The organism is Stenotrophomonas indicatrix (assembly GCF_050573115.1).
Classification (GTDB): domain Bacteria; phylum Pseudomonadota; class Gammaproteobacteria; order Xanthomonadales; family Xanthomonadaceae; genus Stenotrophomonas; species Stenotrophomonas lactitubi_A.
In genome coordinates this window covers 94,207-115,504 of the sequence record NZ_JBNYZT010000001.1, presented here as the reverse complement: position 1 = coordinate 115,504, position 21,298 = coordinate 94,207, and the positions used below count along the sequence as shown (strand labels likewise).

Here is a 21,298-nt window from a genome sequence, read left to right as displayed (position 1 = left end):
GCGTTGAACCGATCCCTCTCGATTCGATCACCCTCCCCTGTGGATCGATCCAAACTAAAGCACAGCTGAACCGCGCCCGGCATGTGGCGACGCAACAACGCGCTCCGGCATGTCGCTATCGGTTCCAGGTATCCAAGAAAATCAAATATTTGCGATACATCGTTGAGAGAACGACGCACGAAGCGATGTCACGATTACTACAAACGCGCGCGGAACGGTTTTGTCCGCCTTCAACGATTTCCAAGGTCCGGTGGATCTGGAACAAACCAGCCATCGCGGAGGACGTAGTGGCTTGATGCGTTGCCTCCGGGTCCGATACCCCACCATTCGATGGTGAACCCGTCGTCCTGCCAGATCACGGAAGAAAAATCGGATTCACTGCCGGGGCTTCCCGCGTTCTGACTGGCGAGGGAGACGGTCTCCAGGCAGCTGCTGATGACTGCACTGCCACGTTCGATGGGCTTCGGCCGGGTCAATTCGTAAACGAACAAATGGATCTCGCGCCCCGCGCCACAGCGGCCCGTCGGATTGGAGGCGTTTGAATCGAACACCTGATACAGCGCCCGAAAGCGTTTGTTTCCAAGCATATGTACGCGAGTGTCGACGAACGCCCCTGTAGCAGAGGGTGCCAGCGTCACCCCGCTCAGCACGGCGTCGATGCTGTTTCCCTCCGGACCGGCCGCCTTCCAGATCAACACTGGTGGCTGTCCTTCATCTGCAGCTATTGCGGCGGTTGGCAGCAGACAGAGAAGTAGCAAGAGCAGTCGAGGCATGCGGAAGGAGGATCGTTGCCACAGGGAGTTGGACCCCACTGTCGACAATCCTGACTTGCTCGTCCATTCGGAAACACGGATGCCCCTGCTTTCCGCTGTTTGGCGGACGGACTGTCCATCCGCGCATGTCAGAAACGTCACTTTTTGGCAAAGGGTGCGAGTTCGGCAATGGGGTCAGAGCCCTTCTGCGAAGGGATCCGACCCCGGGCGACTCTCAGCCGTCCAGCGCCTTCCGCAGCGCGGTCACCGTCGCCGCGTCGGTCTGGCTCCAGTCCGGGTCCAGCCCGCGCAGGGCCGGGTTCTGGAACTGCATGGCCGAACGTCGTTGCCCCTTGGCCGAAGCATGAAGTTCGAGGCAGCCGGTCTGCCGCGCCACGGCGGCGATGTTGCCCGGACCAAGCCCGGCGCCGGCCATGACGCTGATCCTGCCGGCCGCCTGTGCGACCAGCGCGGCCAATACGTCGGCACCGGCTTCGGCGCTGGCCTGGCCGCCGGAGGTCAGTACCCGCTGGCAGCCCAGCCCGATTACCTGTTCCAGCGCCGCCGGCAGATCGCGCGCGGCATCGAACGCGCGATGGAAGGTCACCTGCAGCGGGCCGGCCGCCTGCACCAGTTCCCGGCACAGCGGCAGGTCGATGTCGCCCTGCGCATCCAGCGCACCGATCACCACGCCGTCGCAGCCCATCGCGCGGCACTGCGCGATATCACGCAGCATCAGCTCGGTTTCCAGCGCGTCGTACTGGAAATCACCCGGGCGTGGTCGCACCAGCACGAACAACGGAATCCGCAGCCGCTCGCGGGCAATGGCGATGCTGGCAAACGACGGCGTGGTGCCGCCCTCAGCGAGATTGTCGAACAGTTCGATGCGGTCTGCGCCACCGGCCTGCGCGGCCAACGCCGAGGCCACCGAGTTGCTGGCGATCTCCAGCGTCAGGCGCACGCTCACGCCTGCGTGCTCGCATAGATCGACGGCGAGTCGCGCAGGTCGTCCTGGCGCTGTGCATCGCACACTGCGTAGACGAAGCCGCGATGCAGCGCATAGGCACCGACCTCGCCCTGCTTGTTCATCGCCAGGAAGCAGACCTGCAGGGTCCTGCTCGCCTCGGGGCGCTTGCGCACCACGCGGTCGATCGCCTCGCGGCAGGCCTGTGCCGGCGAGCGCCCCTGGCGCATCAGCTCGACCACCAGGAACGAGGCCGCGTTGCGGATCATCTCTTCGCCTACACCCGAGGCCGTAGCGGCGCCCACTTCGTTGTCCACGTACAGGCCAGCGCCGATGATCGGACTGTCGCCCACCCGGCCGTGCAGTTTCCAGGCCATGCCGCTGGTGGTGCAGGCACCGGCCAGATTGCCCTTGGCATCCAGCGCCAGCATGCCGATGGTGTCGTGGTTGTCGCTGTTGCCGGGTAGACCGCGGCGCTCGGCATTGATCTGCGGCGCGTACTTCTCGGTCTTCAACCATTCGCGCCACGCCGCTTCGGCCTTCGGGGTCAGCAGGTGCTGCCGCTCGAAGCCCTGCTGCACGGCGAACTGCTGGGCGCCCTCGCCCACCAGCAGCACGTGCGGGCTGTTCTCCATCACTTTGCGCGCCACCGACACCGGATGCAGGATGTCGACCAGCGCAGCGACCGCGCCGCAGCGGCCATCACCGTCCATGATGCTGGCGTCCAGGCTCAGCACGCCGTCGCGGTCCGGGTTGCCACAATGGCCGACGGTGGGATTGCACAGTTCGCTTTCGGCCCAGCGCGCACCGGCTTCCACCGCATCCAGCGCACTGCCGCCCTGCGCCAGCACTTTCCACGCGGCCTGGTTGGCCGGCACGCCGAAGTCCCAGGTCGATACCACTTTGGCCCCGCCCTGCGTACGCGCCTTCACCACCGGCAACGCTGCCACGCCTGCGGCCAGTGCACCGGCCTGCAGGAACTGCCTGCGATCCACCATCTTCGCCTCCGTCTGCATGCTGCGCCCGCCGGCCCGATGCCGGCAGCGTCGATCAATCGTCCGCGCGGATCCGCGCTGCGTGCCAGGCTGCCGCACCGAGCACGCCCAGCTGACCATGTTCCACCCGCCACACCGGCACCTGGCGCAGCACGTCGGTCAGCACGCCCTTGTTGAGGAAGCGCTCACGGAAACGGCCGTCGGCCAGGAAATCCTGCACATGTGTGGAAATGCCACCGGCCAGGTACACCGAGCGCGCACCCACCGCGATCGCCGCGTCGCCGGCCAAGCTGCCCAGCCAGGCGCAGAACACCTGCAGGGTCTCCACGGCCAGCGCATCGTCGCCTTGCCGCGCCGCCGCGATCAGCGCTTCAGTGCTGGTCCACTGCGGCGCCACGCCGCGCAGTTCGCACAGGCAGGGATACAGATTCATCAGACCGCTGCCGGACAGCACACGTTCGTTGTCCACGTGCGGCCAGCGCTGCAGCAGCTGGCCCAGCACGTGCAGTTCCAGCGCGTTGCCAGCGCCCAATGCAGCGTGGCCGATCTCGCTGGCCAGCACCGGGCGCTCGCCATCGGCGAAGCGCAATGCCGCACCCAGGCCGGTTCCCGGCCCCAGTACCAGCGCCGGGAAGGTCGTGGCCGGATCGGCATCGCCGTTCAACGGCACCAGCGTGTCGGCCTGCAGATAGGGAATGGCCAGCGCCACCGCTTCGAAATCATTGATCAGCTGCAGGTCGGGCAGGCCCGACTCGCGGCGCGTCGCCGACAGCGACACCGTCCACGGCAGATTGGCGTTGATCAGGGTGTCGCCGTCGAGCAGACCAGCGATGGCGACCACTGCACTGGCCATCGGCTGGCCGAGGCTGGCGGTGAAATCGGCCAGGATCGCCGCCAGGCTGGAGTGGTCGGCACAGGCGTAGGTACGGTAGCTGCCCAGCCGCGGCGCCTGCCCCGGCACGGTCTCCGCCAGCGCCAGACGGGCGAAGGTACCACCGACATCGGCGACGACCAGGCTGCGGGGAACGCCGCTGCGGGCGGAGTCGGATGGAACCGGGGACGCTGCTGCAACGTTCACGCTGGCCTGCTTGGATCGATTGAATCGTCCCGATTCTCAGGCATCGGCCGGCCTTTGCCTAGCGCGGCGACAGCGGCACCCGGAGTCACATGCCTTCCTGCTCGGCCACCTGCACGCCATCCACCAGCACCCGCAGGCGCTGCGGACGGAACCCGGCGAACAGCAGCGGCCGGGTCCGCTCCACCAGCACTTCATGGCCGGCGATGTGGCGCTGCCACGACTGTACCAGCGAGAACGAGAAGTGCGTGCCCGGATGCAGCGGGTGCTGCACCCAGACCTTCTCGCTGGCGCTCTGCAGCATCATCGCGCCGGTGAACCAGTGGCGGCTGAGGGTGACCGGCGTGGTGCCGGCCATGAAGCGGATATCCATGCTGCGTCCTTTCGTGATGGAAGCGTGGCCCGCGCTCAGGGCTGCGCGGTCTGCAGGCTGTAGCTGGTGCTGGCGGTGAACACCGCGCCATCGGGCTGGGTGGACCGCACTTCGACCTTGTGGCTGCCCACGGCCAGATCGGTCGGCAACGCGCCACGCCACAGGTGCGGCGAGGCAGTGGCTTCCGGCGAACGGTCGTAGCCGCGCAAGGTGGCGGCCAGATCGTCGGCGACGTTCTCCACCAGCAGCCGCGGATCAGGTTGGCTGACCTGCTTCATCGGCTGCCAGGCGCCGCCATCGACGCGGTACTCGACCACGCTGGCGTCCTCGCCCATGTAGACGTTGGCGTAGATGCCCCATGCCGGGTACGCGCCCTTGCGCAGCACCTTCGGCGCATGCAGGCCGATCTGCTCGCTGGCTGCCGCACCGGCCACGCGGTACTGCAGGCGGTAGCTGCCATTGCCGGCCACGTCCAGCAGTGCATAGCCCTTCGGCGTGCCATCGCTCATGGTGCTGTCCGGCACGCCGGCGACATTCTTCACGCCCGACCAGAATGCACCGCAGTTGGCACCAACGTTGTACTCGTGCAGCGGCCTGGCGCCCTGCCAGCCGTCGGCCTTGCCGTGGTAGACGTGCTGCTGTGTGTGGCTGTGGCCGCTGAGCACCAGCACGTTGCGGAAGTCCTTCAGCAGGTCGAACAGTCGCTGGCGGTCGGCATGGCGGAAGGTCTCGCGCCCCGGTGCCGCATCGAACAGCGGGATGTGCATGCCCAGCACCAGCAGGCGGTCCTTGTGCAGGCCCTTCAGATACGCAGCCAGGAAGGCGAACTGATCCTCGCGCAGGCCACCGACATACTTCGGCTTGGCATTGGGGTCGTACACCACGTCGTCGAGGAACACGAAGCTGGCGCCGCCCTCTTCCACCGCATAGGTATCGGGGCCGTAGATGTTGCGCCAGCTGTCCAGCGAATGCGCGTCATTGGCCGCGTCGAAGTCCAGATCGTGGTTGCCGGGCACGTGGAACCACGGCACACCGAGCTCGGTGGTGACCTTGTTGATCGCCGGATACAGGGTCAGATCATCGTTGACGATGTCACCGAGCGTGGTACCCAGGCGCGCCTTGGTCTGCCCAACCAGCGGCGCCACAATCGACTGCTGGTAGTAGCCGATGTCCTGCAGGCTGGCGGTCTGCGAATCGGTGAACATCAGCATCTGGAAGCCGCGGCGGCTGTCATGCCGGTCGTTCTGCAGGGCGAAGTCCCAGTTGCGGGCAACATCACTGGTGGCCGCGATGCCGCCGTACTTCAGCGTCGGCGAACCGTTCGGCCGGTAGTGCCGCCAGAACGACGGCAGGCCGTCGGCGGCCTTCGGAAACGTATAGGCATCGGGCTTGATGACGAAGACCGTCTGGCCGTCACGCACCGGCAGGCTGTAGCTGCCGTCGGCAGCGGTCTTGACGATGGTTTCGCCATTGGACACCTGCACGCCGGCCAGACCCGGATCGGTCGCACCGCGGCCTGGCTTGGCGTCACGCTCCAGATACACCTTGCCGCTGACCACGGTGTCCGCGGCCCAGGCCGGCGAGGTCAGCAACAGGCAGCACAGCCAGGCGGCAGGCAGTTTCATGGGGGCGGGTCCGGGGAAAAGAGACCGCCTATTGTAGATTCCGCCGATGACATCGCGCACGCGTTGCCGCCTTTCCGGTAGTGCCGGCCGCTGGCCGGCAACCTCATGGTCGTCGGCAACCAGCCGGGTTGCCGGCCAGCGGCTGGCACTACCGCACATCAACGATGGCGCTTTTCCAGCACGTCGCGGGCATCTTCCAGCGACAGCCCGCGCGCGCGCAGCAACACCAGCAGGTGGTACAGCAGGTCCGAGGCCTCTCCGAGCAGTGCATCATCGTCCTGTGCCACCCCGGCCAGTGCCGTCTCCACGCCTTCCTCGCCCACCTTCTGCGCGATGCGACGGATGCCGCCCTCGAACAGGGATGTCGTATAGCTGCCGGAAGGACGCAGCGCCTCACGCACGGCGACCAGCTGGTCCAGGCCACCGAGGAAGTCCTTCGGCGCACCATCGAAGCAGCTCTCTGCCCCGGTGTGGCAGGTCGGGCCTGCCGGTCGTGCCAGCACCAGCAGCGTATCGGCATCGCAATCCACGCTGATCGACTGCACCGCCAGCACATTGCCGGACTGCTCGCCCTTGGTCCAAAGACGCTGCTTGCTGCGGCTGAAGAAGGTCATGTGGCCGATCGCCAGCGTCGCTGCCAGCGACTCGGCGCTGACGTAACCCAGCATCAGTACCTGCAGGGTGTCGGCATCCTGCACCACGGCCGGCAACAGCCCATCACCTTTGTCCCAGTCCAGCGTTTCCAGCGCCTGCGGCGACGGCCGCACATCAATAGACATCTCGTACCTCGATCTGCTGCTCGCGCAGGTAGCGCTTCAAGTCGGCAATGGCGATGGCGCCACTGTGGAACACGCTGGCCGCCAGCGCACCGTCAACGTCGGCCTGGTCAAAGGCCTGGGCGAAGTGCTCCATGGCACCCGCACCACCGGAAGCGATGAGTGGCACCTGGCACAGCGCACGCGCCTGTCGCAGCTGCTCCACGTCATAGCCTCGGCGCACGCCATCGCTGTCCATGCAGTTCAGCACGATCTCGCCGGCACCCCGGCGCTGCGCCTCGACGATCCAGTCCAGCGTGCGCAGCGGCACCGCCTGGGTCTTGTCCGGGTCGCCACTGAATCGGCGCACACGCCACTGGCCATCTTCCTCGCGCACCGAGTCGACACCCACCACCACGCACTGCACGCCGAATTCTTCAGCCAGTTCGGTGATCAGTTCCGGGCGGCCCAGCGCGGGCGAGTTGATCGATATCTTGTCCGCACCAGCGAACAGCACGCGACGCGCCGTCTCCACGCTGTCGATGCCACCGGCCACGCAGAACGGGATATCAATCAGGCGCGCGATGCGTTCGATCCAGGCCACGTCCACCGACCGTGCCTCCGGGCTGGCGCCGATGTCATAGAACACCAGCTCGTCGGCGCCCTGGTCGCGATAGCGCTGGGCCAGTTCGGCGATGTCCCCCATGTCGACGTGGTCGCGGAAGCGCACGCCCTTGACCACGCGGCCATTGCGTACGTCCAGGCAGGGGATGATGCGGCGGCTCAGCATGCCAGCGCCTCCGCCAGGTCCATCCGCTGTTCCAGCAGAGCCTTGCCGAGAACCGCACCACCACAACCGGCAGCCTGTGCTGCAGCCACATCGGCCACATCACGGATACCGCCCGACGCCTGGACGGCCACGCCGGGCAGCAATGCTGCGAGGTGCTGATACAGGCTGATGTTGGGGCCGGCCAGCATGCCGTCGCGGGCGATGTCGGTGCACAGCAGATGGCGCATGCCCGCCTGTGCGTAGCGTTCGGCCAGGGCATCCAGGGTCACCCCCGCGTTTTCGGTCCAGCCATGTACCGGCAACTGCCACTGCCCCTGCGCGTCCTGGCGTGCATCGAGGGCGATGGTCAGCCGCTCCGGGCCGAACTCGGCCAGCCAGCCGATCACCTGCTCCGGCTCGCGCACCGCCAATGACCCGATCACCACGCGGCTGGCGCCGGCATCGAGGATGCGCGCCACGTCGTCGCGGCCACGCACGCCGCCACCGGTCTGCACCTGCAGCGGGGTCTGCGCACGGATCGCCGCCAACAGCGGCGCCAGCGTATAGCCACCGGCACGTGCAGCATCCAGGTCGACCAGGTGCATCCACTGTGCGCCCTGCGCGGCGAACGCCTGCGCACGCGGCAACGGGTCGTCACCATAGTGGGTTTCCTGCGCGTAGTCGCCCTGACGCAGCCGCACGACGCGGCCATCACGGATATCCAGCGCGGGATAGACGATGAAACTCATGCAGCGGTGCCCTCAAGGAAATTGCGCAACATCAGCGAGCCGGTATCGCCGGACCGCTCGGGATGGAACTGGGCGCCGAAGTAGCGGCCCTGCTCGACCACGGCGGTGAACAGGCCACCGTGGTCGCAGGCGGCAACGGTATGACTGTTCAGCGGCGCGGCGTAGCTGTGCACGAAGTACGCACTGGCACGCTCGGGAACCCCCTGCAGCAGCAACGACGGACGCAACGGCAGCAGTCGGTTCCAGCCCATGTGCGGCACACGGATGCCACAGGCCGGCACCAGCTTGCGCACCACCCCGGGGATCAATCCAAGCGTATCCACGCCGGCTTCCTCGGAGCGATCGAACAACAGCTGCATGCCCAGGCAGATGCCCATCAGCGGCACCTGCAGCTGGCGCAGCGGCTCGACCAGTCCCTGCGCATGCAATCGCTGCATGCCGGGGCCGGCCGCACCCACGCCGGGCAGGATCACCCGTTGCGCGCCGGCCAGGCCAGCGGGGTCGCGGACCAGGCGCACCGTGGCACCGAGCCGTTCCAGTGCGTAGCGCACCGAACCCAGATTGGCGCCGCCGGCATCGATCAGCACGACCTCGCTCACAGCGCCCCCTTGGTGGTCGGCAAGGCGGTGCCCTGCCGTGCAAGCGCAGGCCGCAACGCACGTGCCAATGCCTTGAAGCAGGCCTCGACCTTGTGGTGGTCGTTGTCGCCACGCACCTGCAGGTTGAGGTTCAGGCCGCTGGCATCGCACAGCGAGCGGAAGAAGTGCGGGACCAGCTCGGTCGGCATGTCGCCCACACGCTCGCGCTTGAACTCGCCGTCGAATACGAAATACGGGCGGCCACTGAAATCCAGCGCAGCGCTGGCCAGGGTTTCATCCATCGGCAGGGTGAAACCGTAACGGCCGATGCCGCGCTTGTCCCCCAGTGCTTCGCGCAGGGCTTGGCCCAGCGCCAGACCGGTGTCTTCGATGGTGTGGTGTTCATCGATGTGCAGGTCGCCCTCGGCGCGGATGTCCAGCGCGAAGCCACCGTGCTTGCCGATCTGTTCCAGCATGTGGTCGAAGAATGGCAGGCCGGTGTGGATGTGCGCATCGCCGGCGCGATCCAGATCCAGTTCGACACGGATCTTCGTTTCCTTGGTATTGCGCTGGACCAGCGCCGTACGCGGCGCATCGGCCAGAGCGTGGGCGATGCCGGGCCAGTCCCACTCGCCGCCAAACTGTTCAGTGCGCAGCTGGAAGCCACGGATGTTGAGGTTGTCGGCGAACTGCAGGTCGGTGATGCGGTCGCCGACCATACCAGAGCGCGCCCAGTCGATGCTGCGATCCTGCAGGTAGGCGGTCATCAGGCCGATGCCGGGCTTGCGGGTCGGCGCATTCTCGTGCGGCCAACTGGCGTCGACCAGCACATCACGGAAGACGATACCCTGGCTTTCGAAGATCTGCAGCATCAGGTCGTTCGGGCCATCGAAGCTCGCGCGCGGATAGTTTTCGCTACCCAGGCCGTCCTGGTTGGTGACGATCACGAACTGGTAGCCGGCATCGCGCAGTTTCAGCAGCGCCGGGATCACCTGTGGCACGAAGCGCAGCTTCTCGTAGGCATCGATCTGGAAATCCGCCGGCTCCTCGATGAGAGTGCCGTCGCGGTCGATGAACAGGATGGGCGTCATGCCGCAGCCCTCCGTGCCGACAGCGCCGCAAGCACGCGGTCGTTCTCTTCCGGGCTGCCGATGCTGATACGCAGCGCATCGTCCAGCTGCGGCGCAGCACGCTGGTCGCGCACCACCACGCCGGCAGCAAGCAGCGCGTCGAACGCAGCCTGCGCATCGGCGAAGCGGACCAGCAGGTAGTTGCCGGCCGATGCGTACACCCGAAGGACGCCAGGCAGGCCCACCAGCGCTTTGCCCAAGCGCTCGCGCTCGGCAATGACCGTCGCCACGCGTTCGGCGGTGCGTGCCAGCGCGGCCGGCTGCAGTGCCTGCACCGCCAGTTCAGCGCACGGCGTCGGCACCGGGTACGGCGCTTGGCAGCGACGCAGCACGGCAATCAGTTCCGGTGCGGCGATCAGGGTGCCGATACGTGCGGCCGCCAACGCATGTGCCTTCGACAACGTGCGCAGCACCGCCAGGTTGGCGTGTGCGGCAAGCAGCGTGGTCGCCGATGCGCGCTGCGCATACTCGACATAGGCCTCATCCACCACCACCAGCGCCTGCCCACGCAGGGCAACGGCTACGCGCTCAATTTCCGACAGTGCGATATCGCTGCCGGCAGGATTGGACGGCGCGCACAGGAAAACGAGCGTGGCGCCCTGCCCCTTCGCAGCGGCAATCACCGCATCCGGGTCCGTGCGCAGGCCCTCGCCATCGTCAATGAGCGGCACTTCAATCAACGACGCACCCTGCAGGCGCGCGCAGACCGCGTACATGCCGAACACCGGCGGCGTCACCAGCACGCCATCGCGACCGGGCACGCACAGGGCGCGCACCAGCAGATCGATCGCTTCGTCGCTGCCACGGCCTACCAGCAGCTGTTGCGGCTGCACGCCGTACAGCGACGCCAGCGCTTCACGCAGCGCACCTGGCTGCGGCTCCGGGTAGCGGCGGCTACCACCCGTGGCGTCGGCCGGATTGGCCCACGCCGATTCATTCGCGTTCAACCACACCTCACCCTGCACAGCGCTGCTGCGCGCCGAACTGTAGCCGGCAAAGGCCTGCAGGTCTGGCCGTACCAGGGCCAGCACGCCGTCGATGTCCGCGCTCATGCGGCCACCTCCATGCGCAGGGCGACCGCACGTTCGTGCGCATCCAGCCCTTCGGCGCGGGCGATGATGCGCGCGCAGCCACCGATCGCGGCCAAGCCGGCGGCACTGGCGCTCTGCACGCTGATCAGGTTCTGGAAACTGGCCACGCTGACACCGCTGTAGGCACGCGCGGCACCGGCGGTCGGCAGCACGTGGTTGGTGCCGCTGCAGTAATCGCCCAGTGCTTCCGGCGTGTAGTCGCCGAGGAACACCGAACCGGCCGCCTGCACCTCGCCCAGCCAGTCGCGCGGTTCACGCAGGGCCAGGATCAGGTGTTCGGGGGCGTAGCGGTTGCTGATCGCAAACGCATCCAGCAGTGACTCCACCAGGATCAGCTGCGACGCCGACAGCGCCTGGCGGGCGATGTCCTGACGCGACAGCAGGGCTACCTGGCGTTCAACTTCAGCCTCGACGGCAGCCAGCATCGCCGCGTCATCGGTCAGCAGCAGTACCTGCGAATCCGGGCCATGCTCGGCCTGCGACAGCAGATCGGCGGCGACGAAGGCCGGATTGGCGCCGGCATCGGCAATCACCAGCACTTCCGACGGACCGGCCGGCATGTCGATGGCAGCGGCGCCGTCCTGCGCCACCTGCTGCTTGGCCTCGGTGACGAAACTGTTGCCCGGCCCGAACAGCTTGTCGCTCGCCGGGATGCTGGCGGTGCCATAGGCCATCGCTGCGATCGCCTGCGCACCGCCCAGCTTGAACACACGTTGCACGCCGGTCAGGCGCGCGGCCACCAGCACCGCCGGATCGGCCGTACCGTCCGCACGTGGCGGTGTGCACAGCACTACCTGTGGGCAACCGGCCAACTGCGCCGGCACGCCCAACATCAGCGCGGTGGACGGCAATGGCGCACTGCCGGCCGGTACATACAGGCCAACCCGGCCGATCGGCCGCAGCATGCGCTCGCAGACCACACCCGGCGCGGTTTCCACTGCATAGCCTTGGCCCATCCCGGCCTTGTGGAAGCGGGTGATGCGCTCGGCCGCTTCGACCATGGCCTGGCGCAGCGCGGCCGGTACGGCGGTTTCGGCGGCAGCGAACTCGCTGTCGGAAACTTCGAAATCCTGCAGGTCCACGCCATCGAAGCGCGCGGTGATCGCGCGCAACGCGGCATCGCCCTGCGTGCGTACCTGCGCGATCAGCGTTGCCACCGCATCACGGGTCTGCTGCGCCACGGTCTGCACCGGGCGGGTCAGCGCCGCGCTGCGCGCGGCCTCATCAAGTTGCGACCAGATCAGACGATTCATGCCAGCGACCGCTCCACGCTCAATACCATCAGGCCCTGGGCGCCGGCGCGCTCCAGTTCTTCCATGCGCTGCCAGGTCAACGGACCGGGGCACATGGTCTGCAGGCGCAACGCACCGCCATCGGCAGGCAAACGCACCAACGGTTCGGCATCGGCCAGCAGTTGCGCCAGCGCATCCACGCGGTCCTCGCTGGCACGGAACATCAGCAGCTTGCGGTCCTGGCGCTGCACCACACCGTCCAGACGACGCAGCAGCATGCTGCGCAGGGCGCCGCGCGCATCATCGGGAACGCGCACCGCACCGGCCAGCACGGCCTCACTGTCGAGCAGGTTGTGCACCGGGGTGAGCTGGTTGGCACGCAGGGTGGCGCCGCTGGAGACCAGGTCACAGATCAGGTCGGCGGTGCCCAGGCGCGGCGCGATCTCCACCGAACCGGACAGCTCCACCACCTGCGCATCCACACCCTGCGCGGCCAGCCACTGCTTGAGGATGGCCGGGTAGCTGGTGGCGATACGGGTACCGGCCAGCTGTGCCGGCCCCTGCCATCGCCACTCTTCCGGCACCGCCAGCATCAACCGGCACTGGCCGAAGCCCAGCCCACGCAGCGCGTGGTAGGTATCCGGCAGGCCGATCTGGCGACGCGCAGCGGCCTGCTCGTCCAGTTCGTTGCGGCCGACGATGCCGAGGTCGCAGACGCCATCGGCGATCAGGCCGGGGATGTCGTCGTCGCGCACCAGCAACAGGTCCACCGGCAGCGACTCGCCGTAGCAGAACAGCTTGTCGCGGCTCTCGCGCCAACTCAGGCCACAGGCGCTGAGCAGGTTGCGGGCGGGCTCGGCCAGCCGGCCACTCTTCTGTATGGCGATACGCAGCCGGTCTCGCGCCGGCGCTGCCTGGGTTGCACTCATGGGGGAGGTCTCGAAGTTCGGAACGGGGCGCGGATCAGCGCGAAGCAAGGCGGTCGACGGCGGCGGCATAGCCTCGATGGCCATGCTCGAGCGTGCGTGCCACCCGTCCGGTGGTGGTCACGCTGACGCCGGTGCGCTCGTGGATCTCGCGGTATGGCACGCCCTGCTGCAGCAGCGGCACTACCTTCCAGCGGTCGGCCATGGCTTCCAGCTCAGCCGGCGTGCACAGGTCACGCAGGAAGGCGACCACCTGTTCCGGCTCGCGCAGGGCGGCAAAGGCCTGGGCCAGGGCGTCCAGATCAGCGGTGGAGTCTTTGGCGGCGATGTCGGGGCGGGCTTTCACGGGCAGGGCTCTTGCATCAATGTAATAGCGTGTTAGTACATTAACGCATTCTTGCGCAGTGCGTCAAATCGAGGGTTGGGGGAGGTTGCGGCAGGGCTCCCGCCCTGCACCCGCAGAAGCAAGAGCCAGTGCAACAGCAGCAAGAGCCTGCATTCCGCGGGATGACGGGGAGGGTCCGGTGGCAGGGGGCGCCGTAAACCCGTCCATGGGGGCTTGGTCGCGGCATCCATGCCGCTCACACCCCTGCCACCGGACCCTCCCCGCCTTCGACAGCTGGCTGCGATCTGCTGGATCTCGCTGGAAAGCTGATCGGAACCGGCTTTTGTCGAATCGAGCCATGGTCGACTGCTGTTCTCCGGAAACGCAGAACGCCCACCAAAGGTGGGCGTTCTACTTTGAAATCAATACGCTGGCGACGCTCAGGGCTGGCAGTGGACCTCCGCCTGCAGCGCGCCGCGCCGCAGGCATTCGCCGAACAGGCTGCCCTGCCGGCTCGGATGGGACTGCAGGTTCTGCAGCGCCCCGGCCCGGCCGCGGCACGCCCGCGCAGCCAGGACCTGCAGATCCCGCTCAAGCTGCGCCCGGTCGATCACATGGCAGCGATCAACCACCAGCTGGTACTGCGCCGGGCCGATCCGGGTGCTGCGCAGCGCTGGATCGCTCTGGCAGCCCGCCAGCAGGAGCAGCATCAGCGCCCCTGCGGCGGCGGGCTTCACGCCATGACCCGCGACTGCTCCAGCTCTACCTGCAGGGTGCTGGCCAGTTCGTCGCGCGAGATCTCGAACTGCTGCTCGCGCAGCAGGTCCTTCACCGCCACCACGCCGCGCGCCAGTTCGTCCTCGCCAGCCAGCACCACGAAACGGATACCCGCTTTGGCCGCGTACTGGAACTGCTTGCCGATCTTCTTCGGCTCCATCTGCACTTCGGTGTTGATGCCACCAGCACGCAGGCGACGGGCGATGTCCAGCGACTGCGGCATGCCCTGCTCGTCCATCAGCGCCACCAGCGCCTGCACGCTGCTGGACTCGATGCCCTCGATCAGGCCGGCTTCGCGCAACTGCCAGAACAGGCGCGACAGGCCGATGGAAATGCCCACGCCCGGCAGCTTGGACTTGCTGTAGTGGCTCGCCAGGTCTTCATAACGGCCACCGGAACAGATCGAACCGATCTGCGGGTGGTCGGTCAACGTGGTCTCGTACACGGTGCCGGTGTAGTAATCCAAGCCACGTGCGATGGAGAAGTTCAGGCAATACGCGGTTTCCGGCACGCCCAGTGCCTGCACCAGCTGCAGCACTTCGCGCAGCTCGGCCACGCCGGCACGCAGGATCTCCGACGAACCGGCACCAGCTTCCAGTGCCGCCAGCTGCGCCAGCGCATCGGCATGGCCCTGCGAACGCACGGCAACGAAGGCAAGAATCTTCTCGACCTGTTCGGCCGGAATACCGAAGCCCTCGCCCACCAGCGTCTCGCGCACGTAGTCGGGGCCACGCTTGTCCAGCTTGTCCACTTCGCGCAGCACCGCCAGCTGGCGCTCGCCCTCGGCAACACCCAGGCTTTCGAAGAAGCCGCGCAGCAGCTTGCGGTTGTTCAACTGGATGCTGAAGTCACCAATGCGCAGTTCGGCAAACACTGCGTGGATGACCGCCAGCACTTCGGCGTCGTAACGCACGCTCAGGCTGTCCTTGCCGATCACGTCGATGTCGCACTGGTAGAACTCGCGGAAGCGACCGCGCTGGGCACGCTCACCGCGGTACACGCGCTGCATCTGGTAGCGGCGGAACGGGAAGGTCAATTCGTGTTCGTGCTCGGCCACGTAACGCGCCAGCGGCACGGTCAGGTCGAAGCGCAGCGCCATCTCCGGCAGCGAACGGTCACCGGACTCGGCGGCGTTGGCAAGCGCGCCGGTGGACTGCACGAAATACACCTGGCGCTCGGTCTCGCCGCCGGACTTGGTCAGCAGCACGTCGGACAGCTCGAACACCGGCGTTTCCACCGGCAGGAACCCGAAGCGCTCGTAGTTGCGGCGGATGACGTCCAGCATGCGCTGGAACGCAATCTGCTCGCGCGGCAGCAGTTCAAGGGTGCCGGGCGGGGTACGGGGCTTGATCACGGGCGGAGCTCCTGCGGAATCGGGGACGTGGGAGGGGGCGACATTCTAGCGCCCCGCATCGCTCAGCCGCAGATAAGGGGTCGAACGGCCGCTTGAAGTATCATAAAGCCCTCCCCCGCCCGCGATACGCCCACGCAACATGTCCCGGCCTTCCGGCGCTCCGCCCGCCACCAACGACCCCGCCGCGCCGTCCTGCGCCACGCTGGACTGCCTGCACTGCTCGGTACGCCACCTGGCGGTGTGCTCTGCGCTGTCGCCCGATGAGGTACAGGCGCTGGAACAGGTCACCGTGTCGCAGCAGCTGACGATGGGCAGCACCCTCGCCCGCAGCGGCGAAGAGCGCCAGCATGTCTATACATTGACCGGTGGCGCGTTGCGGCTGGTGCGCACGCTTGCCGATGGCCGCCGCCAGATCAATGGCTTCGTGCTGCCCGGCGATTACCTGGGCCTGAGCGGCAGCGACCACCATCGCTACGACATCGAGGCGATTGCCGACAGCCGCGTCTGCCGCGTTGCCCTGCCGCAGATGAAGGGCCTGCGTGCCCGCTATCCGCACCTCGAGCGCAAGCTGCTGCAACGCGCCTGCCAGGAACTGGATGCCGCGCAGGATGCCGCACTGGCGCTGGCACGCCTGCAACCGGCGGAAAAACTTGCTGATTTCCTGCTCCGTCTGGCTGCGCGGGAGGCCAAGCTCGGTGGGGATGGCCTGCGTGTTTCGCTGCCGATGGGCCGCGGCGATATCGCCGACCACCTCGGCCTGACCATGGAAACGGTCAGCCGCACCTTCACCAAGCTGCGCCAGCAGGGGTTGATCGCCCTGCCCCATCTGAACGTCGTCGAGATCCTCGACGAGGATGCGCTGCGCAGTCTGGCCGGTGAAGTGCAGGGCTGAGCGCCTGATCGGTATCGGGTTGCCGGCCAGCGGCCGGCACTACCAGAAGCACGCATCACGGGTAGTGCCGGCCGCTGGCCGGCAACCACCCGGATCTCCGATCAACGCATCAACACCTCACGCAACGCCGCGTAATCGGCCGCCAGTGGCTCGGCATGCGCTGGACGCTGCAGCAGCGCCTCCAATGCAGGCGGCACCGCCACCGCTTCGCCGATCAACGGCTCCACCACCGCCTCGAACTTGGCCGGGTGCGCGGTAGCGACCACTGCCCAGTCGCCCTTGGCGCCGCCCGCGCGCAGGTCCTGCAGCACCTTCACCGCCGTGGCCGTGTGCGGGCAGAACAGTTCGCCATCACTGGCATGGGCGCTGGCAATGGTCGCGCGGATGGTCACGTCATCCACTGCAAAGGCACGGAATGCCGCACGCAACTCGGCATCGTCACCCTGGTACAGCCAGCGCAGCCGCTCGAAGTTGCTGGGGGCGCCGACATCCATGGCGTTGGCCACGGTCGCAATGCTGGCCGCCGGCTGGTACTGATCGCCACCGAAGTATCGAGGCAGCACCGCGTTGGCATTGGTTGCCAGCACGATCTGCCCGATCGGCACGCCCAGCGCGCGTGCCAGCACCGCCGCCATCGCGTTGCCGAGATTTCCGGTCGGCACCACCAGGTTCAAGCGCCGGTGATGCTGCGCGTGGTGGGTCAGCGCCGCATGCGCGTAATAGCTCATCTGCGGCAGCAGCCGGCCCAGGCTGATGCTGTTGGCTGAACTCAGCGGCACCTGCGCCTGCAGGTCGCGGTCGGCCAGCGCTTGCTTCACCATCGCCTGGCAATCATCGAACGAGCCCGCCACCCGCAGCGCCTGGATGTTGTCGCCGAAGCAGCCGAGCTGATGCGCCTGTCGCGGTGACACCCGCCCATCCGGATACAGCACCACCACGCGTACACCGGGCTGCCGATGGAAGGCCGCCGCCACAGCCGCGCCAGTGTCACCGGAGGTGGCCACCACGATGGTCAGATCGCGGTCCTTGCCGGTCTGCAGCCGCGACAGCACACCGGCCAGGAAACGCGCACCGATGTCCTTGAACGCCGCCGTCGGCCCATGGAACAGCTCCAGTACGTGATCACCGTTGCCCAGCGCACGCAATGGCACGGGGAAATCGAAGGCCTCACGGCAGATCGATGGCAAGGCATCGGCCAGCACGTCACCATCGAAGAACGGCGCGAGCAGGTCGGCGGCGGTCTCGGCCAGGCTCGCACCGGCCTGTAGCGTGCGCGGCGCCGGCAGCGCCTGCGGAACATACAGCCCGCCATCAGGAGCAAGACCGGCGGCGATGGCCGCACTGAGTCCAACAGCCGGCGACTGGCCACGGGTCGAAACGAATTGCATGGGATCGATATCCGGTAGAGAGGGAGAATTCAGCACAAGCGGGCTCCGGGTGCATCGAGTGGCGAGACCCAGGCATCGCTGTCGAAACCGGCAGCGGCGAAGGCCGCGCGCACCGGTTCCGCTGCCGCGCGCGCCTGATCGGCATCTTCAAACCAGGCAAATACGCTGGGCCCTGCGCCGGAAATGCCTGCGCCCATCGCGCCTGCGGCCAGTGCGGCATCACGCGCCGCGTCGAAGCCAACGATCAGGCCCGCCCGCCGCGGTTCGACCAGCACGTCGCGCAGGCCAGCGCGCACCAGCGATGCATCACTGCGATGGCAACCACTCAGTACCAGTGCCAGGTTGGCACTCTGCGCAACGAACTCGCTCAGCGCATAGTTGCCCTGCAATGCCTGCCGCGCGCGCCGGGTCTCCAGCACCGCGTGCGGATGCACCAGCAGGCTGTGCCAGCCGGCCGGTACCGGAATCGGCAACACGCGATCGGCGGTGCACAACGCCACGCCGCCCAGCAGCAGCGGCCCGACGTTGTCGCCGTGGCGGCCACCGCTGGCCACCGCTTCGCCATCCAGTGCGAACGGATACAGCGCTTCGCGCGACAGCGGCACATCCAGCAGCGCATTGGCCGCCACCAGCGCGGCAACGCAGGAGGCGGCCGATCCGCCCATGCCGGAGCCGAAGGGAATGCCCTTGTCGATCTCGATGGCAAAACCGAAACCCAGCCCCAACGCTGCGTGCAGTGAGATCAGCGCGGCACCGGCGGTGTTGCCGGCCGCCTCCAGCGGCAGCTCGACTGCACTGCCACGGATGGCGTCGATGCGTACCCGTGGTTCGTCGATGCGGCGCACGCTTACCGTATCGCCGATACCGGCGATGGCGTGGCCCAGGATGTCGAAACCCACGGCCACGTTGGCCACCGATGCGGGCGCGAAGGCGCGTGCGATCACAGCCGCGCTCCTTCGCCGGCCGCCACCCGCAGCAGATCGGCGAACACACCGGCAGCGGTGACTTCCGGACCCGCGCCCGGACCCTGCACCACCAGCGGGTTGTCGCAGTAGCGGCGGGTACGGAACTGCACCACGTTGTCGGTCAACCGCAGGTTGGCGAACGCGTGGTCGGCCGGCAGTTCCTGCAGGCCGACCGAGGCACCGTCCGGCCCCAGCCGCGCGACATAGCGCAGCACTGCACCGCGCTCGCGGGCCTCATGCAACCGCGCCGACAGCGCGTCGTCCGATTCGCTCAGGCGGCCCATGAAGTCGTCCACGCTACCCTCGCGCAGCAGCGCCGGCACCAGACTCTCCACCTGCACCTGCTCCAGGCTGAGCGCGTGACCGGCCTCGCGGGCGAGGATCACCAGCTTGCGCGCGACGTCCACACCGGACAGGTCATCGCGCGGATCCGGCTCGGTGTAGCCCATCGAGCGCGCCTGCGCGACCAGTTCCGAGAAGGGCTGGCTGCCGTCGAAGCGATTGAACAACCAGGCCAGCGTGCCGGAGAAGATACCTTCGATCGCCAGCACTTCGTCACCGGTATCCACCAGATCACGCAGCGTGGTGATCACCGGCAGGCCGGCACCCACTGTGGCCTCGTAGCGGAAGCGCGCACCACTGGCGGCCGCCGCCGCGCGGATGCGCTGGTAGCGTGCGAGCGGCCCGGCGCCGGCCTGCTTGTTCGGGGTCACCACATGGATCCCTGCGGCCAGCCAGCCTTCGTAGCGCTCGGCAACCTCGGCGCTGCCACTGCAGTCGATCACCACCGCGTGCGGCAGGTGGGCGGCCAGCAGGTGCTCGGTGAAGTGATCCAGATCGCTGGTCTGTCCGGCGTCCTGCAGCGCTTGGCGCCAGTCTTCGTGCAGGCCATCGGCCTCAAGGCGCATGCGCGAGCGTGATGCAAGTGCACGCAGGCGCAGATCGACGTTGGCCTTGGCCAGCAGCTGCGGGCGCGCGGCCAGCAGCTGGTCCAGCAGCGCGGCACCGACATTGCCCGGCCCGATCACGCCCACCGCGAACGTCTGCGGCGACAGCCAGAACCCCGCATGCGCGGCACGCAGCGCGCGGGTGGCATCGGCGCTCGCCACCGCCACCGAGATGTTGCGCTCGGACGATCCCTGCGCGATCGCCAGGATGTTCACCTGCGCCCGGCCCAGCGATTCGAACAGCCGTGCGGCCACGCCCGGCTGGCCCGCCATGCCATCGCCGACGGCGGCCAGCACGCTGACGCCCTCGCTGACCTGCACGCGCTGAACCTGGCCAGCAGCCAGCTCGTGCGAGAACGCCTGCACCACGGCATCGCGACCACGCGCCGCTTCGCCCGCACGGACAACACAGCAGATCGAATGTTCGGAAGACCCCTGCGAGATCATCACCACCGAGACCTGCGCCTGTCGCAGCGCGGCGAACACGCGTTCGGCGGTACCCGGCACGCCGATCAGACCGGTGCCTTCCAGATTCAGCAGGGCCAGATCCGCGCTCAGCGTCAGCCCCTTCACCGGGCCGCGTGGCGAGCGCTCGGCGCTGATGCGGGTACCCGGATGGCTGGGGTGGAACGTATTGCGGATGAAGATCGGCAGGCCCAGCCGGATTGCCGGTGACATGGTCTGCGGATGCACCACCTTCGCCCCGAAGTACGCCAGTTCGCAGGCCTCGTCGTAGCTCAGCGCGTGCAGCTGCACGGCCTCCGGCACCAGCCGCGGGTCGGCCGACAGCACGCCGTCGACGTCGGTCCAGATATGCAGTTCATCGGCATTGAACAGCGCGGCAAAGATCGCACCGGAGTAATCGCTGCCGTTGCGGCCCAGCGTGGTGACGCGATCCTGGCGGTCGCGGGCGACGAAACCGGTGGCGACCACGCGCAGCTGCGGATGCTGCAGCCGCCACGCGGCAAGGCGGCCGGCACTGGCATCCCAGTCGACATCCACGCCCAGCTCGCCATGGCCGACCACCAGCACATCGCGCGCATCCAGCACCGCGCAGTCCTCACCCAGCGCACGCAGGTGGGTGCCAAGCAGCTGTGCGGAGAACACTTCGCCCAGGCCCTGCACGCGGTCGAGCACTTCGCGCGGCAGTTCGCCGATCACCGCCAGTGCGGCCAGCACCTCGGCCAGCTGGTCGAAGCGCGCGTCGATCCAGTCCACGGTGTCGCCCACCTGCTCACCCAGCAGCGCTACCGCGGCACCGCGATGGCGTGCGCGCAGTGCATGCCAGGCTTCCTGCCAGCCGGCATCGCCCTGGGCTGCCAGGTGCGCCAGTTCGATCAGCGCGTCGGTAACGCCCTTCATGGCCGAGACCACGCTGACCTGCAACGACTCGGGGCGGGCCAGCAGCAGACCGGCAACATGGCGATAGCGCTCGGCGTCGGCCACCGAAGTGCCACCGAACTTGTGCACGACAGTGGACGGCGCAGCCAGAGCGGACGCAGCAGGCGAATGGGCGGGGGCAATGGAAGACATGCAGACCTCGGTTGGAGGCCCCGTCGCATGCAGGTGGTCGAGTTTCCCCGTCACCTGGATGGTGCGGGGCCGTTGTTTTCGGGAGTTACACGAAGACGACGGG

21 protein-coding genes are annotated in these 21,298 nt (G+C 67.6%); 1 reads left to right on the top strand and 20 read right to left on the bottom strand.

Translation table 11 applies throughout. The annotated features are described in order from the left end of the window. Nucleotides 1–230 precede the first annotated feature (230 nt). The 17 genes from ACQ5SA_RS00575 to hisS all read right to left on the bottom strand — a co-directional run bounded on the left by ACQ5SA_RS00575 (nt 231) and on the right by hisS (nt 15,470). On the bottom strand, nt 231–698 hold the full coding sequence (locus ACQ5SA_RS00575; RefSeq protein ID WP_353099054.1) for a hypothetical protein: 468 nt from the start codon (nt 696–698) through the stop codon (nt 231–233). Nucleotides 699–987: 289 nt separating this feature from the next. Beyond that, a complete protein-coding gene (locus ACQ5SA_RS00570; RefSeq protein WP_499312035.1) occupies nt 988–1,719 on the bottom strand; it encodes a copper homeostasis protein CutC in 732 nt (243 codons plus the stop codon). Continuing rightward, nucleotides 1,716–2,714, bottom strand: a complete 999-nt coding sequence (locus tag ACQ5SA_RS00565; protein WP_346578635.1) for a glycosylasparaginase — start codon at nt 2,712–2,714, stop codon at nt 1,716–1,718. The genes ACQ5SA_RS00570 and ACQ5SA_RS00565 overlap by 4 nt, the downstream gene beginning before the upstream one ends. Nucleotides 2,715–2,766: 52 nt before the next feature. Next, the gene (locus tag ACQ5SA_RS00560; RefSeq protein ID WP_499312033.1) at nt 2,767–3,789 is read right to left on the bottom strand and encodes a glucokinase; all 1,023 of its coding nucleotides are present in this window, start codon (nt 3,787–3,789) and stop codon (nt 2,767–2,769) included. A gap of 85 nt (nt 3,790–3,874) precedes the next feature. Further along, nucleotides 3,875–4,159 (bottom strand): hypothetical protein, encoded by a 285-nt coding sequence (locus ACQ5SA_RS00555; protein ID WP_025874818.1) that lies wholly within the window; start codon nt 4,157–4,159, stop codon nt 3,875–3,877. A gap of 35 nt (nt 4,160–4,194) precedes the next feature. Beyond that, nucleotides 4,195–5,784, bottom strand: coding sequence for a calcineurin-like phosphoesterase C-terminal domain-containing protein (locus ACQ5SA_RS00550; protein ID WP_499312031.1), 1,590 nt, complete (start codon nt 5,782–5,784; stop codon nt 4,195–4,197). Between the two features lie 158 nt (nt 5,785–5,942). After that, nucleotides 5,943–6,563 carry a bifunctional phosphoribosyl-AMP cyclohydrolase/phosphoribosyl-ATP diphosphatase HisIE gene (gene hisIE / locus ACQ5SA_RS00545; protein WP_353099059.1) on the bottom strand — a complete coding sequence of 207 codons (621 nt, stop codon included), beginning with the start codon at nt 6,561–6,563 and terminating at the stop codon, nt 5,943–5,945. After that, nucleotides 6,553–7,329 carry an imidazole glycerol phosphate synthase subunit HisF gene (gene hisF / locus ACQ5SA_RS00540; RefSeq protein WP_499312029.1) on the bottom strand — a complete coding sequence of 259 codons (777 nt, stop codon included), beginning with the start codon at nt 7,327–7,329 and terminating at the stop codon, nt 6,553–6,555. Before hisF ends, hisIE begins: the two co-directional genes overlap by 11 nt. After that, nucleotides 7,323–8,057, bottom strand: a complete 735-nt coding sequence (gene hisA / locus ACQ5SA_RS00535) for a 1-(5-phosphoribosyl)-5-[(5-phosphoribosylamino)methylideneamino]imidazole-4-carboxamide isomerase (protein WP_499312028.1) — start codon at nt 8,055–8,057, stop codon at nt 7,323–7,325. Before hisA ends, hisF begins: the two co-directional genes overlap by 7 nt. Further along, nucleotides 8,054–8,656, bottom strand: a complete 603-nt coding sequence (gene hisH, locus ACQ5SA_RS00530; protein ID WP_312110295.1) for an imidazole glycerol phosphate synthase subunit HisH — start codon at nt 8,654–8,656, stop codon at nt 8,054–8,056. Before hisH ends, hisA begins: the two co-directional genes overlap by 4 nt. Continuing rightward, nucleotides 8,653–9,726 (bottom strand): bifunctional histidinol-phosphatase/imidazoleglycerol-phosphate dehydratase HisB, encoded by a 1,074-nt coding sequence (gene hisB / locus ACQ5SA_RS00525; protein WP_499312026.1) that lies wholly within the window; start codon nt 9,724–9,726, stop codon nt 8,653–8,655. Before hisB ends, hisH begins: the two co-directional genes overlap by 4 nt. Then, entirely contained in the window at nt 9,723–10,817 is a 1,095-nt protein-coding gene (hisC, locus tag ACQ5SA_RS00520; RefSeq protein WP_499312025.1) for a histidinol-phosphate transaminase, read from the bottom strand. The genes hisB and hisC overlap by 4 nt, the downstream gene beginning before the upstream one ends. Next, nucleotides 10,814–12,109 (bottom strand): histidinol dehydrogenase, encoded by a 1,296-nt coding sequence (gene hisD / locus ACQ5SA_RS00515; RefSeq protein ID WP_499312023.1) that lies wholly within the window; start codon nt 12,107–12,109, stop codon nt 10,814–10,816. The genes hisC and hisD overlap by 4 nt, the downstream gene beginning before the upstream one ends. Next, nucleotides 12,106–13,017, bottom strand: a complete 912-nt coding sequence (hisG, locus tag ACQ5SA_RS00510) for an ATP phosphoribosyltransferase (RefSeq protein ID WP_499312021.1) — start codon at nt 13,015–13,017, stop codon at nt 12,106–12,108. The genes hisD and hisG overlap by 4 nt, the downstream gene beginning before the upstream one ends. A gap of 34 nt (nt 13,018–13,051) precedes the next feature. After that, nucleotides 13,052–13,360, bottom strand: coding sequence for a YerC/YecD family TrpR-related protein (locus tag ACQ5SA_RS00505; RefSeq protein WP_230111754.1), 309 nt, complete (start codon nt 13,358–13,360; stop codon nt 13,052–13,054). Nucleotides 13,361–13,779: 419 nt separating this feature from the next. Further along, on the bottom strand, nt 13,780–14,049 hold the full coding sequence (locus ACQ5SA_RS00500; RefSeq protein ID WP_353101382.1) for a hypothetical protein: 270 nt from the start codon (nt 14,047–14,049) through the stop codon (nt 13,780–13,782). A 23-nt stretch (nt 14,050–14,072) separates the two neighbouring features. Next, the gene (gene hisS / locus ACQ5SA_RS00495) at nt 14,073–15,470 is read right to left on the bottom strand and encodes a histidine--tRNA ligase (RefSeq protein ID WP_499312018.1); all 1,398 of its coding nucleotides are present in this window, start codon (nt 15,468–15,470) and stop codon (nt 14,073–14,075) included. 139 nt (nt 15,471–15,609) lie between these two features. Here hisS and ACQ5SA_RS00490 point away from each other — a divergent pair, with 139 nt between their 5' ends. Further along, nucleotides 15,610–16,362, top strand: a complete 753-nt coding sequence (locus tag ACQ5SA_RS00490; protein WP_230111758.1) for a Crp/Fnr family transcriptional regulator — start codon at nt 15,610–15,612, stop codon at nt 16,360–16,362. Between the two features lie 101 nt (nt 16,363–16,463). On the opposite strand, the gene thrC is transcribed toward ACQ5SA_RS00490, so the two are convergent. From thrC to thrA, 3 genes are read right to left on the bottom strand one after another with little or no spacing between them, the layout of a single operon-like run. Continuing rightward, nucleotides 16,464–17,750 carry a threonine synthase gene (gene thrC / locus ACQ5SA_RS00485; protein ID WP_499312016.1) on the bottom strand — a complete coding sequence of 429 codons (1,287 nt, stop codon included), beginning with the start codon at nt 17,748–17,750 and terminating at the stop codon, nt 16,464–16,466. Between the two features lie 29 nt (nt 17,751–17,779). Further along, nucleotides 17,780–18,694: a homoserine kinase gene (locus ACQ5SA_RS00480; RefSeq protein ID WP_230111762.1), complete on the bottom strand. Its 915-nt coding sequence runs from the start codon at nt 18,692–18,694 to the stop codon at nt 17,780–17,782. Continuing rightward, nucleotides 18,691–21,195 carry a bifunctional aspartate kinase/homoserine dehydrogenase I gene (gene thrA / locus ACQ5SA_RS00475; RefSeq protein ID WP_499312014.1) on the bottom strand — a complete coding sequence of 835 codons (2,505 nt, stop codon included), beginning with the start codon at nt 21,193–21,195 and terminating at the stop codon, nt 18,691–18,693. Before thrA ends, ACQ5SA_RS00480 begins: the two co-directional genes overlap by 4 nt. Between the last annotated feature and the right edge of the window lie 103 nt (nt 21,196–21,298).

Coding starts and splice junctions, on each gene's coding strand:
- ACQ5SA_RS00565 (WP_346578635.1), bottom strand. CDS start 2,714: ATGGTGGATCGCAGGCAGTTCCTGCAGGCCGGTGCACTGGCCGCAGGC.
- ACQ5SA_RS00555 (WP_025874818.1), bottom strand. CDS start 4,159: ATGGATATCCGCTTCATGGCCGGCACCACGCCGGTCACCCTCAGCCGC.
- ACQ5SA_RS00550 (WP_499312031.1), bottom strand. CDS start 5,784: ATGAAACTGCCTGCCGCCTGGCTGTGCTGCCTGTTGCTGACCTCGCCG.
- hisIE (WP_353099059.1), bottom strand. CDS start 6,563: ATGTCTATTGATGTGCGGCCGTCGCCGCAGGCGCTGGAAACGCTGGAC.
- hisF (WP_499312029.1), bottom strand. CDS start 7,329: ATGCTGAGCCGCCGCATCATCCCCTGCCTGGACGTACGCAATGGCCGC.
- hisA (WP_499312028.1), bottom strand. CDS start 8,057: ATGAGTTTCATCGTCTATCCCGCGCTGGATATCCGTGATGGCCGCGTC.
- hisB (WP_499312026.1), bottom strand. CDS start 9,726: ATGACGCCCATCCTGTTCATCGACCGCGACGGCACTCTCATCGAGGAG.
- hisC (WP_499312025.1), bottom strand. CDS start 10,817: ATGAGCGCGGACATCGACGGCGTGCTGGCCCTGGTACGGCCAGACCTG.
- hisD (WP_499312023.1), bottom strand. CDS start 12,109: ATGAATCGTCTGATCTGGTCGCAACTTGATGAGGCCGCGCGCAGCGCG.
- hisG (WP_499312021.1), bottom strand. CDS start 13,017: ATGAGTGCAACCCAGGCAGCGCCGGCGCGAGACCGGCTGCGTATCGCC.
- ACQ5SA_RS00500 (WP_353101382.1), bottom strand. CDS start 14,049: ATGCTGCTCCTGCTGGCGGGCTGCCAGAGCGATCCAGCGCTGCGCAGC.
- ACQ5SA_RS00490 (WP_230111758.1), top strand. CDS start 15,610: ATGTCCCGGCCTTCCGGCGCTCCGCCCGCCACCAACGACCCCGCCGCG.
- thrC (WP_499312016.1), bottom strand. CDS start 17,750: ATGCAATTCGTTTCGACCCGTGGCCAGTCGCCGGCTGTTGGACTCAGT.
- thrA (WP_499312014.1), bottom strand. CDS start 21,195: ATGTCTTCCATTGCCCCCGCCCATTCGCCTGCTGCGTCCGCTCTGGCT.